The organism is Sorlinia euscelidii, assembly GCF_036452135.1.
Lineage (GTDB): Bacteria > Pseudomonadota > Alphaproteobacteria > Acetobacterales > Acetobacteraceae > Sorlinia > Sorlinia euscelidii.
Genome location: NZ_JAWJZZ010000005.1, coordinates 66325 through 81590, shown reverse-complemented (window position 1 = coordinate 81590; position 15266 = coordinate 66325). Strand labels below are relative to the sequence as shown.

Below are 15266 nucleotides of genomic sequence, written 5' to 3'. Positions count from 1 at the left end.
TCAATAGGAGACGAAGATGAGAAAATTCAAACAGCGTGAAATTGCCGCTTTGCTGATCGCTGTCACCGTGACAAGCATTGTCGGTTATGCGGCGCTGAGTGTCGCCTCCAGTCGGAAGGCGCCCATTCATCCCAAGCCTGTCGCGCATGATATCTCCAAGTTGGAATATCGCCTGCCGGACGGGGTCACCGCCCTGAATGAAACGTATCAGGACTGGCGGGTGAGCTGCCAGAAGCTGGAAGCCGGGCCAAGATGTGCCCTCGTTCAGCAACTGGCGGACGAGAAAAGCCATCAGAAGATCCTGACCCTGCAATTTGAGCCGGAGAAAGACAAAATTGCCAGCCTGGTCGTCATGCCTTTCGGCCTTGCCTTGTCAAAGGGGATATCAATCAATGCCGATGGTGCGCAGGTCGTCTCTGTGCCATTCAGCACCTGTATGCCGAATGGCTGCCTCGTTCCCTTCAGTCTGACGCGTGACCAGTTCTTTAGCCTTCAGGCCGCGAAGAAACTCGAGGTCAGGGCATCGACACCGAAGGATCAGAATGTGATTCTCGTCGTGTCCTCGAAAGGCCTCAAGGAAGCTTCCGCTCGGCTGGCCGCGATGCTGGCCGGGTCATGAAACCATTGGAGCACGGCGCACCACGCCTTCAGTGTGATAAGATGCCTGAAGCATCAGCGCCCATTGAGAAGCGGAAACGCGCGCGCGCGACTGTTTCCGGTCGGTGCGTGACAATCACCCGCGTGACGGCGAGATCGTCAATCGTGGCTTCAATCCGGCGTTCAGCTGCCGGGTCCAGGTGGCTTGTGGCTTCATCGAGGAAGAGAATATCGGGTTGGCGGTAAAGGGCTCGGGCAAAGATGATACGCTGACGCTGTCCCCCGGACATGGTCGCCCCCATTTCACTGACCCGCGTCTCAAAACCCATGGGCAGATTTTCAATGTCATCCAAAATCTGCGCCTGCGCCGCACATGTCATGACACGGGTGAGATCAATCGCCTCATCGAAACTGGCAATATTCTCCGCAATATTACCCGAGAGGAGGATGTCGTCCTGCATCACGCCTGCAATCCGGGCGCGATAAGCCTGCCTGTTCTGAGGGGTGAGGGCCACCCCGTTCCAGAAAATCTGCCCCTCTTCTGGCGGGATCAACCCCATGAGAACAGACATCAGAGTCGATTTGCCACATCCGGAAGGCCCTTCAATCGCGAAACTGGCCTGGGCGGGTATGGTCAGATCAAGATGGCGAAAAACCCAGTTTTCCTGCGCGCCATATCGAAATCCGATATTGCGGCATTCAATGACGGGAACGCCTTTCCGGCTCGGCACGGGGGACATGCATGGCGACGGCGGCATGTCAGTCGCCGCGTCAACTGGGGTCAGGGCGATATCCGCAAGTCGGTGGCACTGAACTTTAAGGTTACGGATTTTAAAAGCCGCATTGACGAGATTGCCAAATCGGTGGGCAAACTGATCCCGATAGCTCAGAAACGCGATCAGCATCCCGATCGTCATCTCGGCTGAAAGCACCATGCGTGCGCCGAGCACAAGCAGAAGCACACGATCCGCCCCCCATAAAACCTCCTGAGAACGACTGAAAAGCAGGTCATAACGTTGCAGACGTAGATTTGTGTTAAAACTGTCAATCAGCCGGTTGCCCCATGCAAATCGCCGCCGCCCCTCCAGCGCCAGAAGCTTAATGGTACGCATCCCGCGCAATGTTTCCAGAAAATGGCTTTGATGCGCGGCATTCCGGGAAAGCAGCTCTTCGGACAAATCCCGATAGGGGTTGAAGAGGAAAAGCCTCAGAAAAAAATCCACAGCGGAAAAAGCGAGGATGATCAGCGACAACCAACGCGCATAAATGATGATCATGATCAACATCCCGACCGCCATAAGCCCATCCATGACGCTTTGGATCAAGTCGGTTGTAAGGGTCTGCTGGATGGTCGCGAGGCTTCCAAATTTTGATTGGATATCGCCCGCGCCCCGCCGCGTGAAAAAACCCTGCGGCAATTTGAGCAAATGGGAAAACAGGCTGAAATTCCATTGCACGGAAATACGCGTCGATAAAATCATAATTGACCAGCCGCGAAATATCGCGAAAACGCCTTGAAGAACCAGCAGTAGCGCCAGAGCCACGGCAATTGTCCAGAGCAGGGATTGATCCCCGGTCACGAGCACCTCATCAATAATGATCTGGGCCAATAAGGGGTTGATCAGCGCGATAACTTCCAACCCGAGAGAGAGGGCACCTAGGGCGAGAAGCGAGAGGGGCAGCCGGGGGACATGGCGGAGCATATCGCGGATGTCGAGAAGTTGACGGTCATCACGCCGGGTGAAACGTGTTGTTGGTGAAAATTCAACAGCGACACCCGTGAAATGGCGGGAAAACTCCTCTTTCGACAGGACGCGTTTGCCATAAGCCGGGTCATGAAGCGTCACCTGGCGCGCCATTACCCTGACCAGCACCACGAAATGATTGAAATCCCAGTGGATGATACAGGGGAGATTTAGACGTCCCAGGGCAGGCAATCCCAGCTTCAGGGGGCGGGCCGTCAGATCTTCCCGCTCCGCCTTCTGGATCAATGATTTAAGTGTCGTGGCCGCATGGGATATAGCCGCGTCCCGCCGCAATGTTGCGACGTCGATCTGATGACCGTGAAAAGACAGGATCATCGCCAGACAGGCGAGCCCACATTCGGAAGCCTCCGATTGCAGAATGACTGGCGTGCGCCCCCTTAATCCGAATTGCAGCGTCTTGAACTTCACGTCGTCACGCCCCCTCCATCCCTTTGGGAGATCTGCCGCAGCTTCGCGGCGGTGGAAATAAAGGGGTCGAGAAGCCACTGGTAAAGGCGGCGGTGATCCACCGCGATCTCCGCCTCCAGCTTCATGCCGGGCTGCAATTTCTCCCGCCTGCCATCGACCATGGCAATGTCGCGCTCCGGCCTGACGCGGATACGATATTGGTCCGCGTCGCGTGCCTCCGGCGGCACGCCCCCTTTCTGCGACATTATCGGGAAGGGTGCCTGTAACGGGGACCGCGTGACTTCCACGACGCGCCCGCGGTAAAGGCCGAAACGCTGATATGGGTAAGGCGCGTATTTGAGCAGGACTTTCTGCCCGACATGGATGAAGCCCACGGCCCGGCTGCTGACGAAAAGCTCTGCCAGTAAAGTGGCGTGATCCGGCAGAATGGTCAGTAAAGGCTGGTCATTTCTGACGCGTTGACCCACGTAGGACGTCATCCCGTCAATCGTCCCGGCGATGCGCGCGTCCAATATCGCCTCAGTCTCCCGGCTTGCCTGAGAGATCTGTCGGCGACAATCCGCCAGTTGCGTGTCGATTTCGTTCAATCGGCGCGCCCATTCAATGGGATGTTGCAGGATTTTGAGCTGATCCGCGGATCTTTGCCCTTCAACGTCAATCAGTGCCCTCACCATCTGCGCATGGACGTTGAATGACTGGAAATACACGTTGAGCTGGCTCTGAAACTGCGTCTGCGTCACGAGGCGCGTCCCGATCGCATCCTGCATCTGCTTCGTCGCGCGATCAACAAGGGGCAGGATTTTCTCATCCCGCGCAATCTGCGCCTTCAGCATGGCGCGTTGCCTGTCAAGCGTGGCCAGATGCGCCTTGATTGTAGAGAGCGCGATCGGGGCGTCTTTTTCAGCCAGACGGCGCTTCTCTTGTAAAAGCCGGTATTGCGCCCGGAGGGTTTCAAGAGCGTTCCGTCCCGACGCGTCTATTTGTGATCGGTGTGCCACATCGAGGGAAAAGAGTTGGTCCCCCGCTTTAACATGCTGCCCCTCCCGCACATGGATCCGCGTCACGATGCCGGATTGATCGGCCGTCGTCACGACCAGCCCTGCTGTCGGCACCAACGCGCCCGCCGCATGGACGCGCCGCGTGTAGGAGCCGAATGCGCCGTAAAGGCAGATGGAAATAAAGAACAGGCCCGCCCCCAACGCGACCCATTGACCGGAGATCGGCGCTAATTTGCATGTCGCGCCCATCCAGCTTTCCTGACGCCATTGGAGCGCCTCCTGCCGGAAGAGCGGCCTTGATTCCTGTTTCGCCATCTTTATTCTCAGCCGGAAATCTGCAATAAAAATTTTTGATGACACACTAATTAAATGGTTTTACATAGAAATGCGCAACGTAAAAAGGGTTATCTTACGAAAATATCATGTCGAATCGCATGAATCGAAATCCTTCCCGGATCTGGACTTCAATTTAGTCCGGAAATTAACCGAGATGCCTGAATCTCCAGCGTTTTAACTTGCTGACAACAACATGTTTCGGGGGTAATGAGATTGCAGAATAGGCCGTCTGATGATGTCAGGATCATCAAAAACCTGACAGAGGAAAGCCTGGCCCCCATTGTAGACTGTCCGCTCGATTTAAGGCGGCATCCTTTCTCCGGTCGGTATGGTTACATTCGAGAGTCCCGGGCCAGATGGGCGGGGCAATCGGTCGCGGACCAGACATTCGGGCAGTTCCGCTTCAAGTTACTGGGTGGGGGCGCCGATTTTTCCGCGCAGCAGGCCGCGCTAAAGGCCGTCATCGAATGTGCCGAGCGTTACGCAAGCGCCGTTTGCGCGCCGCGAGATATAAAGCTTGCGAAAGGCGCCGCACTTCATGACGCCATTCCGGTTGACAAATTTCCACGCTTCTCGGCGGATGAAGTGACCCGATCACCCGACCTGCTTGGCCATTACGATGCTGGCGCTGAGATCAGATGGGTCAAAGGTTTTTGCTGTCAGACGCGCAGAATTGTCTCCATCCCGCTCATTATGACCCATTTCGTCGGCCACCCACTTGAGACGGAACGATTCTGCCTCCCGATTTCCACCGGCGTCGCGGCGCACACGCGACGGGACAAGGCCATTCTCGCCGCGATCCTCGAAGTCATTGAAAGAGACGTCATCGCCACGACCTGGCTTGCACGATTGCCTTTACGCAAACTGATTCTGGATGACGATATCCCGATCGATATCACCGAAACGATCCGCCAATCGCAAAGAACATCATCCCCCCTCACCATCCTTGCCTCTGACGGCGAGTTCGGTGTGCCCAGTTTCTACGCCCTCCGGCAATTTCCCCTGCGCGACGACATCACGACGATGGTTGGCTGTGCCACCAAACTTGACCCCGTGGAAGGCATCAGGAAAGCGATCTCCGAAGTTTTTTCAGTGGAGCTTGCCCTTCAGAACCATGTGCTGACCAAATCACCCGTCGCATCACCGGAAGATTGCGCAACCATTGTGGATGGCGCGCTCTACATGGCCGCGCCATCCCACATGGACGCATTTGATTTTCTCCTGAAAACAGAACAGTCCGTACGCCTTTCGACCTTACGCGCGTCCATGCCGTCATTTTCGGGTCTCAAAGAGTTTATCCGCGCGCTTCAGGCGGCAGGGCTCTCCCTCTATCTTTGCGACATCACGCCTGACGACATTGCGGATGTCGGGATTCATGTTGTGCGCGCCCTGATACCGGAACTCATGCCTTTTTCCTGCCTGCATCGGGGGCGTTACCTCGGCACGCCACGCCTGTTTCAGAAAGCCGAAACCGTTTTGGGAAGGCCCTTCAACTTAAGTGACGTCAACCCGATGCCCCAACCCTTCGCATGAGGTCGGAAATGAGGTTTTTCATGGAAGATGCAGACCTGTTCGCGACCCACATGCGCCAGGCACTTCGTGCGCATTTCCCGGACGATGCAGATCATGCCCTGCGTGATCGCGCGATCATTATTTCATCATCCTATCGCAAGGCCGCGCATCTCGCGCAGCTTGATCAGGAACAGCTCGGTGAAAAGCTCATCTGCATCTTTCTGACCAGAATGAGCATTGCCGCCAGTCCGCTCTTGGAAGGCATGCATGCGGTGGAATGCGCCCACTGTTTCGAGAGGAAATTTTTCGCGCATATGTCATCGTTGGAAGATCATCTCTGGACGCAGGAGAGCGCGGCGTTGGACGGCAAATTTTATCGTTCCTTCCTGCCCTCGCACCTCACCATGTTCTCCGCCATTCTGCGCCGCGCCGTTAGGGATGAGGATGCGTCACGGAAAAATTCCCTTCTTTATCACTTCTTCGATGGCAGCGTGCGGCGACTGGCATTTTCACCCCTGCACCGATGTGCGTGCCGCACGCCCAGCGCCTGCGCCTCATCGCAGGACTTCTCGCAGCTTGTGTAAAAAGTCGGTTCACCATGATCGAAAACAGGTCCATCCTTCAGCTTGCAACACCTTACGCCCGTGATCGGGAATTATTGTTGATGCTGCCGGAATTTCCCCGCCTCGCCCGGACGATTGACGTCGTCGATCTGCCACCGGACGGATTGGGCTTCATCGGTGATGCCGGACATTTCTCTCTGAGAGGCACGGACTTACGGGATCGTGTCGCGGGGATCGCGGCGTTATTTGATGGCAGGCGGTCGCTCGACCGGATTATTCAGGACCATCCGGAATTTTCTCCTACGGCGATTTTCGGCGTGCAGGCCCTGCTCTTCCAGCAATGCATGTTGGAAAACGGATGCGCAGACGATGACGCAGATCATGACAGGATTTTCGAGAAAAATTACCTAAGTCATCTCGCTAGTCAGCAATCCGACGCATCCTCCGGTGAAGCATTAGGCCAGATCCTTGAGACACGCAAAATCGGCTTCCAGACGGCGTCAGACATGCTGCGAAACATGGCCATGGACCGCCCGAACCACCATTTTATCGCGTGCGGCATTAATGACATTGCGGGAAGGGCTCTGGATTTTATCATCTGGCACGTCGATTTGAGGGACGCGGAGGGCGCCGCACGCGGCATCGCGGCCTGTCATGATGCAGGTCGGTCGGTTCTTCTCCTGACGCGCTGTCTGAAGGGTTATGTCATCGGGCCCTTACTCATCCCGCATTTCGGCTGTCATCCTGAAGCCGCTTTGCGCTACCTCAAATCCCTCGGTGCCAGTGATGTCAGCGATGTCCCTGAAGAGATGGTTTTCGACTATATTGAGATCACAGCCTGTCATCATGCCGCGCGGAAGACGGATTTCCTGCCGATCAATAAGTGCATGATATTTCCGTCCGAGGCGCACACGATACCGACATCCCACGACCTGCCGATCCATGTTGCCGCGCATCGACCTCCCATAGGTGGGGAGGCGTCCGTCCCGCGATCTTCAGATTTTGAGAAGACGCGTCTCTACCTTGCTGCCACATTGCGGCCACCCGCTTATTACCGGTCGGCGCGGGACTATCTCAGCCATTACCATCCGCGCAATGTCGCTCTTTCCTCCGGCCAAGCCCGTCCCGTCACGCGCGCTGCCCCGGAGGGACATAATGTCCATGACGCGCTCCAGGACGACATGCTGCGTGACGTATTGCACATGGCCCTCGGCACGAACATCACCACAGGGCGGAGCCGGACCCCGAGTGGGGGGAATATCGCCTCACCCCTCATTTACGTCGCTGAATGGCAGACTGATCGCGCCATTCGACGCCTCCATCTTTATACTGCGCATGATACAGGACTCACTTATTTCAGTGAGCGCTTCCTGCCCCTTGAAAAATCAGAGGGGCGCGGTGTGACGCAGATTCTGGTGATCGGCAGCATTGAACGACTTCAACGTAAATATGGAGATTTCTCGTATCGGATCAGTCTACTCGATTGCGGTGCCGTGATGACGTCTTTGCTCCTCGCTCTGCATGACCATCAAAAGCCTTTCATCATCAGACGCGTCGACCCGCATGTTGATTTCAGTCGGGATCTCGAAGTCTCGTCCGACCGTCATTATCCTTCCTTCACGTTGGACATCATGCATCCTCCTGCGAAGGCAAATGAAAGCCAAACCACCTCGCAATTGATGGAAGCGGTGATCAGCGAGGATGCGCCTGATTTCTACCCTCCGGACGCCGATCATCTGGCGCGGTTACTGACGGGTGCGTATGGTCAGGACCTTTATGCTCTTCTGGATAAGCGGCAGAGTGCACGCTATCTCGCAGGGCCACTCACCATGGCAGAGATCTCGGCGCTGGTGAGCGAGATTTTCCGTGTTCATCATGCGTTGTGTCAGACTGGCCTCTTTTCCCTGATCATTCTGCATCAGGATGGTGAAGCGCGCGTGACACGCACAATATTCAAGCCCGCCGCTGACGAGACCCAGTCGCGCGAGGTGTGCCGGACGCTTCCGTCGGACGTCATCGCCCAACGCACGCTGGCCGCCGCCCCCGTGATCATCCTGCCCGTCATTGATTTTTCTCGCGGTGCGACCTGGCTGGGCAATCACGCGCTGCGTCTTCTTTACACCGCCTCCGGCGCGGTGCTCATGACCATGTGGCTCCTGATCACGGCACGAAACTGGCGGGGCTGCCCCTGTGGCGCTGTCACTGAAAGCGCTTTTGTCGATCTTGGCATTAATGGCGTTGACCGCATCATCCCATATGCCTTTTGCCTGGGTAAAAATGAGGCGGCGTCATGAGACTTCTCCGGGAGGGCAACCCGGATGACAATGCATTAACGCGGATGGGACGGGTCTCCTATCTTCATATCGCGTCTCAAACGGAGATTCCGGATAATTTGCGCAACGGAATCTGGTTCTCCTGCATGACGGAGCAGATTCATTTTCTGTCAGATGGGACGGGTGACGTTATTGGTTATCTATGTTGGGCCCATCTGTGCCGCGAGAGTCTGACAATCCTGCGGCGTGAAGCTGTTCTGCCTGCTTATATTTATGAGTGGGATGATGGTCCGCATCTTTGCCTCTTTTATTGCTTCATTTTACCGCATTATCGCTCCCGCTGTGCCCTGATGCTGACAATGCCGAAGAATATGTTTCGGGAGGAACGCCACCTATATATTTTTCGCGAGAGGCAGCTACGTCGGTATAGGCGGCCTTGAGCATGAGCCGAGATAGCGAACTCCCGTTCACACCATTTCATGCCCACCCACTTTCAGAAGCTTCCCTGATCTGGACGTCACGCGCGGCAGCGGGTCAAAGCGACATCGTGGCGCGCATGAATCGCAATATGGTCGCGCGCGTTGGCGGGCCCTACTTTCATCCGCGCGCCTTTGACCTCATGCAACAGCCCGTCTTACTGAATGCTGAAAGTTATGGCGGAACCGGCGGCAGTTACAATGGTGGGGGGGTGCGGGTCGGAAATCTGGATGACCGCGTGCAAATCAAAGGTATCGGGCGCAACCCGCTGGCCGGCATCGCCAGCCGTGCCGCGCACCAATATGGCGGCCTGCTGCTTGACCAGGCCGCGATAGAAATCGTCTTTTCCATGCTGGTTGATAAGATCCTGCCATATGGCGCATGCCCGATCTACGGCCTCGCCATAACGGGCATTGATTTCGTCTTCGATGAGAGGGCAGCGGACCTTGCTGCCTGGCGAGGACAGGGCGGCAAAGGGGCGCTGCTTTTCCGCAAGCCCCTTCTCAGACCCGCGCATTTTTTGCAAAATCGCGCTTATGTGCCGCTGGATCACCGCCCATTTCTTCTCAACGATCTGGAGAGATGCCGCATTGTCGCCCGCCGCGCCATCGAAAAACGCAGTTTTCGTCGTTCGCTGGAAAACTTCATTATGCGTGCGGCGCAGCAATTCGCGTTTGCCAGCATTTATGGCCTGATGCACGGTGCCCTCTCCGCCTCAAATCTGACAATGGGTGGCGCGTGGATCGACCTTAATTTTTGCAGCATCGTCCCACCCGGTGTGAATCGCAAATTATATCCTGGCCATATCGCATTCAGTGATGAAAATTATTACCCGGCGCTTGTCAGCATGGAGATGTCTTACGCGATCCATAAATTCGGCCTTCTCCGGCGCGATGTTGGGAGCCGCCTTGCCGACGCCTATCGACGCCATTACCGGAAGGCGCGTATCGATGGCTTCATGCGCCTTATGGGTCTCAGCATCAAATTCCAGGAACCCGACATCATTTTTTTCTCAAAACTCTGTGAGAAAATCTTCCGGGTGGAAAAATTGAAGCTGGGCAGGCGGGAGAGCCTGCACTTCCGTCAATGGTTGGATCATGTGCAAGCGACTCTGATTATTCCCCTTCTTCGTCATAGGCGCATTTTGCAACGGTATATCGCGCGCGCGGCGGATGAATTCATCGCCATCATGCGTATGGTGATCAATATCGCCCAGCTTCAGTCATTCACAAATGAAGCTGTGACATCCGGATTTGTGGAGAAGCGGTTTTCCGCGGAGGAGACGGTCGGAGAATTACGCCGTTACACCGCGCGCATCGACGGTATATTCGAGGAAAGTGAAAATCACATCGCGCTCAATTTCGCTTCAATCGAAAACGGCGTTAAACTGGTTTTTGATAAGCGCAGTCTGGCGGTGCGCGATATCGCGACAGGAAGAGTCGTGACGCCGGAGGACGTGAGTTGTCGCGGCCCGGACCGGCTCCCTGACATGGCGGACGTGCTCACCGCGTTCCTGTCCCGCAACGGTGAGAGATTTCGGGAGACGTGGCATTTAGATCATGTTATGTAATCTCGATATCCACGAACTCGCTGCCCTCGCCGCGCAGCATTTGCAGGCGACGCATTTTTTCCGAACGCGATATTGCCTGACATCAAGTCAGTTGCCGGTCCTGGCGAACGCTCTCGGGCATCCGATCCGGGTCCCCCACCGGGGTCAGGATGAGGCCTATCGAGATCAAGTGACACATCTCGGCCTGGGGGATGATCCCATTACGGGTAAAGGGCTTCTCCCCTTCCATACAGATGGTGACCGGGGTGAATATAAGACCCGCTATCTCATCCTCTACTGCCTCGAAGCGTCGGAAGATAAACAAGGCGGCGAGACCCTCATCGCCTCAACCAAGAACATCAGCGGGATCTTACCAACTGATATTTATCAGATTCTGACGCGCCGCGATGCGACAACACGCTTCCGACTTGACGCGGAAAACCATTTCAAATCACTCACTTACCGCGTTTACGAACCGGAGAGCGCCTCCCTGATGGCCTATTTCCCATATCCAATGGGTGAGACCCCCCATTGGGACACCATTTTTGAAGGTCTTTCTGTCTCTACAAGCCGCGACGCGCTGATATGCGTGGAGGCAGCCGTGACAAAGCGAAGTTTCTACGCCCATCATTGGCGAAAACATGACCTCCTCATTATCGATAATGAGAAATCCATCCATGCAAGACAGCCCCTCACGCGCGGTTTCCGGCATATTATACGGGTCATCTGTCGATAAACGGTGCGTCGAAGGGCGCGCACGTTTCGGCCGGCTCATTTTTTGTGAGGGTTTGGTCTCGACTTTCTGCTGCCGCCCAGCGTGCCGCATGTCCCCATCGTGCCCGCCGTGCCGAATGTGCCGCCCAACGTCCCGACAGACCCAGCTGTCCCCAATGTTCCGAATGTCCCGGTAGAGGAGGGCCCGTGACGCGGCCCGTCCCTGTCACTCACCATGACATCCGACAGATCATCCGGCGGCGGTTGATGAGGGCGACCGTGCTCAGCTTTCATGAATCACCTCCGCCCATACACATGGAGGACGCGCCGGACCCGAATGTCCCTGCCGTACCGACGGAGCCGAATGTCCCGCCTGCCGAACCTGCCGACCCCGCCGTCCCGACACTGCCAAAACAATCCGCCCCGCCGACGACGCGATCCAGCTCTTGATCAATAAGAATCTCCGTCAGCGCATCATCTGCGCAGAGAGACTCGAAACTAACCGAAGGGGGTTTGCTGAGCATGAGGCGTTCCTTCTATAGAGGGTTGGCGAAATAATACGCAGAGAATCATCAATACGCAATATGATATTACCATGGCGCGCTAATAAAAAGTGGTTTTCGGCAGTCAAGTTCGGGTAAAATCAAGTCTTATTGCTCATAACTTGTTAATGATGTTCCCGCACTTGTTTTTCTGTGTAAAAGGCCGAGCGCCATCGGCCCTACCGCCAGTGCCAGGGCAGTGGTCGCTGTGATGGAGATGGAAAGGAGAAGCCTGCCGGATAAAAACCGGTCCGAGATGACGCCCATTGTCACCGCGCCCAGCGCGCCGAAGGCCGACATAAAAAGTGACCATATTGCGAAGATGCGCGCATAAAGGCGTGGCGGCGTGACTTCCTGAATCACTGTCGGGATCGGAACATTGGCCACGCCGGAAAAAAACAGGAAGGCGCCGATCAAGGTGATGTCGAGACGCGCATCCTCCACCATATTGGCCGCGCCGATAAAGGGAAGGGCCAAAGCTAGGCAGATCACCATGATTTCAAGCCTGATGTTCGCGTTAAAGATGCGGCGGGCGACGCTATCCATGGCCGCTGCAACCGGAAAGCCGAGGAAGCCGATAAACCAGCTCATTGTGCCAAGATGATGTCCCAGAGAGGGGAGGTCGAGCCCGAAGCGACGGTGCAAAGCCACCGTCATCAGGGAAACGGTGCCTTGTGCGGCAAAAGCATTCGGGCCCGCCAGCAAGGCAAGGGTGAGGAGACGTCGCTTCGCCCGCCTAATCTTTGTGACGTCAGGAACATGGCAAGCTGTCGGCCTCAACCGCGCGGTCATGATGTCAGGCCGGGGAACGCGCAGAACGGAGATGAAAAGGATCACTCCAGAAAGGGCGCTGAACGCCTCCACCCCGCGCCACAGCGCATCGCCCTGCGCAGGTGCGATCAGGGCGGCGATTTTGAAAAGAACATCACTGAAGTAATACCCGGCACCATAACCCAAAGTTATAAGGGCACCGACCGCCGCATTAATAAGCATGAGGTTTTTCGGGCCAGCATATAGCGGCGTCATGGCGTAAATGACGGGGACCATGCCGATTTCTGCCGCCGCTATCATGATTTTAAAAAAACAAAATTGGCTGAAGCTGGCGCTCAGACCGCACGATATGTGACTGATGATCCAGATCAGAATGAGGTTTCTGAGGACGCAACGACTCCCGTAACGGTCCACAAATAATGCGCAGGGCAGCGCGAGGAGACTTGCGAGGAAAAGGTCGAACGTGCCCTGAAGGTGCCCTATCTGCGTATCAGAAACACCGAAGTAACGCTGTATTTCGGGCAGGAGAAGAGAGCTGGCGCTACGCGTCAACATTTGAGTGCCCGGCACAAGGCCGATCATCAAAACCGCTCTTGCAGTTGTCGAATGGCGACGCCGATGATCCACAAGCTTCATCCCGCTTGTTGATTGACGATGCCGCATAAATACAGGGCTAAGACTGCATCGAAAACATGATTTTACTTTAGGAGACGTAAATACGGCGACTCATTGTTGTTGAAGTAGGATGAAGGAGATCGGACGCCCTTCTCACAAGACCAGTTGAAACGACGCGTCCGGCCGGACGCTTTCCCGCCTTTCGCATGCAACGCGCCTGGCTTTGGCATGGCGGCATATCGGCATCCCAATACACCGCCGAAAAAAGAGTCAGAGTTCGTTCAGGGCACGCTTTATTTCCGTGCCGCGTTCGTCCAGAAGGGCGGCGAGTTCATTCAAGGCTTCCGAAAGCGCACGCGCGTCACGACGATTCAGCTTCTCGTTTGAAAGCCGGTAGCCAACCGTTTTGACGAGCGCCGCGAGAGAGGACATACGCTGGTTGGCCCGATCGACGGAACTAAGGGCGGGACCGACTTTACTCGCCGCAATCATAACTTTTCTGACGTCATGCGTCGTTGAACGCGAGATTTCCTGAAGTTCATTGCGGAGAGCCGCCAGTTTAAGGCGGTCAAGCATGCGGAACTGTCTGGAAGGGTCTGATCTGACATCGTCACCAGTCAGAACATTGTTGTCTTTACTCATGAGCCTGAACAACTCCTTCCCGTTTGTTATTTGCGTTGCAGGCTAAACCGCGCCCCTCCCGACCGTCAATAATAAATAAACCAATCATTAACTTTTAATATCCGCCGTGACACCGCATCTTCACGATCTTTTCTGTCAGGTAGAATGCTTACCTGGCCCGGCCCCACGGGGAGATTTTGCCGTTAACTTCAGGGTAGAGCGCGAATCGTAGATCTGACGCTGCAAGCGCTTCGCCGCCTTCGCGATTGTGCGAAACTCCCGCGCGCCCTCAGCTCCATGAGATCTGAAGATCGACGAAGGGAGGGAGGGTGAACAATATCCCCCCTTCCCCCCGCCACGTGGTCGAGATAAGGGACTCGTTTAGAAAACGGCCTCGCTTTGCGACGCGATTGGAGCCACATGTTCTGACCCGCGACCATCCTGCGCCTTGAGGTCGCGCAATATACCGTCCCACAGATGCAGACGCATGGAAATCGCCATGCGGGCGGTATGAATGGCACGATCGCGGCTGGCGTCATCGCGGATCAGATCGGACAGAATTCTCTTCGCGGCCGGACCGTGATCCTCGCCATCCAGCTCGATATGTCGGTTCAGATAATGCACCAGGCGCGGCACTCTACCTTCATCCAGCCCCCAGCGATCTAGTAAAGCCTGAAACATATTCGGGATGGAATCTTCTCGACCGTAGAAGAAACTGCTTGCCACCTCCTCCAGGCGCCCCTCCAACGCAATGGAAAGGGTGGAACGGACAAAATCCCGGACATATTCGGGAAGCGCGGCCTGGTCGAGACTCGCATTAAGCGTCTCACCACGACGCAGGGACGCGGAGAATGTCTCGAAAGCGACGCTTGAACATGACATGTCTCTCATCGCCGCGAGATACATTTCAAGATGGCTGGCGGGCTTACCATCCACACCAAAATCCGTCTCCTCCCCCAGGATGATCTCATTGATGAAGCGCGCCATGAAAGGATCCTGCGGCGGAAACCAGGGAAGGGTGGTGGTTGTCAGTTCCCTCTGCAGACGCTTTGCGAGCGACATGAAGTCCCAGACGGCGAAGAGATGCGCCTCCATAAAAATCCGCAAATGCGCGGGCGTTCTGATATAACTGTATAACTCATGATCGACGAGCTTGCGCTGCAATTCAGCAACTTCTTTATCAAACATAGGACGTCTCGCTCATAAAGATAATATCAGGTCAAGAATGCGAAAGCATTGACCTGGGTATGATTCGCCTATTTACGCCATAAAGCAACTGGTAATATTCTTGCTTATGCTTTATTGATCTAGATCAATTAGTATACATATCGTTTTTTATTGCATTTGTTCAAATATTCTTGAGTAAGCATGTGCGCGGTGAAGCGGACACCACGCCATTCCGCAAACAGCATGTGCCCGCGCCTGCCATGTGTGACGGCACGTCAAGGGCCTGCCTGGACGCCACCGACCCTGATTGACAAGCTTCAGCCGCATTTCAGGTCTGCTTTCTTCAGCTGCGCAAAA

The 15266-nt window shown here is 55.5% G+C and carries 14 protein-coding genes; 7 read left to right on the top strand and 7 right to left on the bottom strand.

Annotated features, from left to right (window positions below; all coding sequences use genetic code 11):
- Nucleotides 1-16 precede the first annotated feature (16 nt).
- Entirely contained in the window at nucleotides 17-619 is a 603-nt protein-coding gene (locus CGLAMM_RS10165) for an invasion associated locus B family protein (protein WP_394819171.1), read from the top strand.
- A 28-nt stretch (nucleotides 620-647) separates the two neighbouring features.
- Here the strand turns inward: CGLAMM_RS10165 and CGLAMM_RS10160 are convergent, their stop codons facing one another.
- Both CGLAMM_RS10160 and CGLAMM_RS10155 read right to left on the bottom strand, forming a co-directional pair.
- Complete coding sequence (locus tag CGLAMM_RS10160; RefSeq protein ID WP_394819170.1) at nucleotides 648-2771, bottom strand: peptidase domain-containing ABC transporter; 2124 nt, start codon at nucleotides 2769-2771, stop codon at nucleotides 648-650.
- On the bottom strand, nucleotides 2768-4084 hold the full coding sequence (locus CGLAMM_RS10155) for an HlyD family efflux transporter periplasmic adaptor subunit (protein WP_394819169.1): 1317 nt from the start codon (nucleotides 4082-4084) through the stop codon (nucleotides 2768-2770). Before CGLAMM_RS10155 ends, CGLAMM_RS10160 begins: the two co-directional genes overlap by 4 nt.
- Before the next feature lie 228 nt (nucleotides 4085-4312).
- Between CGLAMM_RS10155 and CGLAMM_RS10150 the strand changes: the two genes are divergently transcribed.
- Genes CGLAMM_RS10150 through CGLAMM_RS10125 form a run of 6 tightly spaced genes read left to right on the top strand, consistent with a single transcriptional unit; the run spans nucleotide 4313 to nucleotide 11215 of the window.
- Nucleotides 4313-5638 carry a YcaO-like family protein gene (locus CGLAMM_RS10150; RefSeq protein WP_394819168.1) on the top strand — a complete coding sequence of 442 codons (1326 nt, stop codon included), beginning with the start codon at nucleotides 4313-4315 and terminating at the stop codon, nucleotides 5636-5638.
- A 20-nt stretch (nucleotides 5639-5658) separates the two neighbouring features.
- Nucleotides 5659-6201, top strand: a complete 543-nt coding sequence (locus CGLAMM_RS10145; RefSeq protein WP_394819167.1) for a hypothetical protein — start codon at nucleotides 5659-5661, stop codon at nucleotides 6199-6201.
- Between the two features lie 14 nt (nucleotides 6202-6215).
- Nucleotides 6216-8474: a nitroreductase family protein gene (locus CGLAMM_RS10140; RefSeq protein ID WP_394819166.1), complete on the top strand. Its 2259-nt coding sequence runs from the start codon at nucleotides 6216-6218 to the stop codon at nucleotides 8472-8474.
- A complete protein-coding gene (locus CGLAMM_RS10135; protein ID WP_394819165.1) occupies nucleotides 8471-8893 on the top strand; it encodes a hypothetical protein in 423 nt (140 codons plus the stop codon). Before CGLAMM_RS10140 ends, CGLAMM_RS10135 begins: the two co-directional genes overlap by 4 nt.
- 2 nt (nucleotides 8894-8895) lie before the next feature.
- Nucleotides 8896-10500 carry a hypothetical protein gene (locus tag CGLAMM_RS10130; RefSeq protein WP_394819164.1) on the top strand — a complete coding sequence of 535 codons (1605 nt, stop codon included), beginning with the start codon at nucleotides 8896-8898 and terminating at the stop codon, nucleotides 10498-10500.
- On the top strand, nucleotides 10490-11215 hold the full coding sequence (locus CGLAMM_RS10125) for a TauD/TfdA family dioxygenase (RefSeq protein WP_394819163.1): 726 nt from the start codon (nucleotides 10490-10492) through the stop codon (nucleotides 11213-11215). Before CGLAMM_RS10130 ends, CGLAMM_RS10125 begins: the two co-directional genes overlap by 11 nt.
- Nucleotides 11216-11250: 35 nt before the next feature.
- Here CGLAMM_RS10125 and CGLAMM_RS10120 read toward each other — a convergent pair whose 3' ends face one another.
- From CGLAMM_RS10120 to CGLAMM_RS10100, 5 genes are all read right to left on the bottom strand, one after another.
- Nucleotides 11251-11487 carry a hypothetical protein gene (locus CGLAMM_RS10120; protein ID WP_394819162.1) on the bottom strand — a complete coding sequence of 79 codons (237 nt, stop codon included), beginning with the start codon at nucleotides 11485-11487 and terminating at the stop codon, nucleotides 11251-11253.
- The gene (locus CGLAMM_RS10115; protein ID WP_394819161.1) at nucleotides 11484-11717 is read right to left on the bottom strand and encodes a thiocillin family RiPP; all 234 of its coding nucleotides are present in this window, start codon (nucleotides 11715-11717) and stop codon (nucleotides 11484-11486) included. The genes CGLAMM_RS10120 and CGLAMM_RS10115 overlap by 4 nt, the downstream gene beginning before the upstream one ends.
- Before the next feature lie 126 nt (nucleotides 11718-11843).
- Nucleotides 11844-13088: an MFS transporter gene (locus CGLAMM_RS10110; protein WP_418115656.1), complete on the bottom strand. Its 1245-nt coding sequence runs from the start codon at nucleotides 13086-13088 to the stop codon at nucleotides 11844-11846.
- Between the two features lie 303 nt (nucleotides 13089-13391).
- Nucleotides 13392-13763, bottom strand: coding sequence for a hypothetical protein (locus CGLAMM_RS10105; RefSeq protein ID WP_394819158.1), 372 nt, complete (start codon nucleotides 13761-13763; stop codon nucleotides 13392-13394).
- 360 nt (nucleotides 13764-14123) lie between these two features.
- The gene (locus tag CGLAMM_RS10100; protein WP_394819157.1) at nucleotides 14124-14930 is read right to left on the bottom strand and encodes a DUF3050 domain-containing protein; all 807 of its coding nucleotides are present in this window, start codon (nucleotides 14928-14930) and stop codon (nucleotides 14124-14126) included.
- Nucleotides 14931-15266: the final 336 nt, after the last annotated feature.

Coding starts and splice junctions, on each gene's coding strand:
- CGLAMM_RS10105 (WP_394819158.1), bottom strand. CDS start 13,763: ATGAGTAAAGACAACAATGTTCTGACTGGTGACGATGTCAGATCAGAC.
- CGLAMM_RS10100 (WP_394819157.1), bottom strand. CDS start 14,930: ATGTTTGATAAAGAAGTTGCTGAATTGCAGCGCAAGCTCGTCGATCAT.
- CGLAMM_RS10155 (WP_394819169.1), bottom strand. CDS start 4,084: ATGGCGAAACAGGAATCAAGGCCGCTCTTCCGGCAGGAGGCGCTCCAA.
- CGLAMM_RS10135 (WP_394819165.1), top strand. CDS start 8,471: ATGAGACTTCTCCGGGAGGGCAACCCGGATGACAATGCATTAACGCGG.
- CGLAMM_RS10115 (WP_394819161.1), bottom strand. CDS start 11,717: ATGCTCAGCAAACCCCCTTCGGTTAGTTTCGAGTCTCTCTGCGCAGAT.
- CGLAMM_RS10110 (WP_418115656.1), bottom strand. CDS start 13,088: ATGATCGGCCTTGTGCCGGGCACTCAAATGTTGACGCGTAGCGCCAGC.
- CGLAMM_RS10120 (WP_394819162.1), bottom strand. CDS start 11,487: ATGAAAGCTGAGCACGGTCGCCCTCATCAACCGCCGCCGGATGATCTG.
- CGLAMM_RS10165 (WP_394819171.1), top strand. CDS start 17: ATGAGAAAATTCAAACAGCGTGAAATTGCCGCTTTGCTGATCGCTGTC.
- CGLAMM_RS10140 (WP_394819166.1), top strand. CDS start 6,216: ATGATCGAAAACAGGTCCATCCTTCAGCTTGCAACACCTTACGCCCGT.
- CGLAMM_RS10150 (WP_394819168.1), top strand. CDS start 4,313: ATGAGATTGCAGAATAGGCCGTCTGATGATGTCAGGATCATCAAAAAC.
- CGLAMM_RS10125 (WP_394819163.1), top strand. CDS start 10,490: ATGTTATGTAATCTCGATATCCACGAACTCGCTGCCCTCGCCGCGCAG.
- CGLAMM_RS10130 (WP_394819164.1), top strand. CDS start 8,896: ATGAGCCGAGATAGCGAACTCCCGTTCACACCATTTCATGCCCACCCA.
- CGLAMM_RS10145 (WP_394819167.1), top strand. CDS start 5,659: ATGGAAGATGCAGACCTGTTCGCGACCCACATGCGCCAGGCACTTCGT.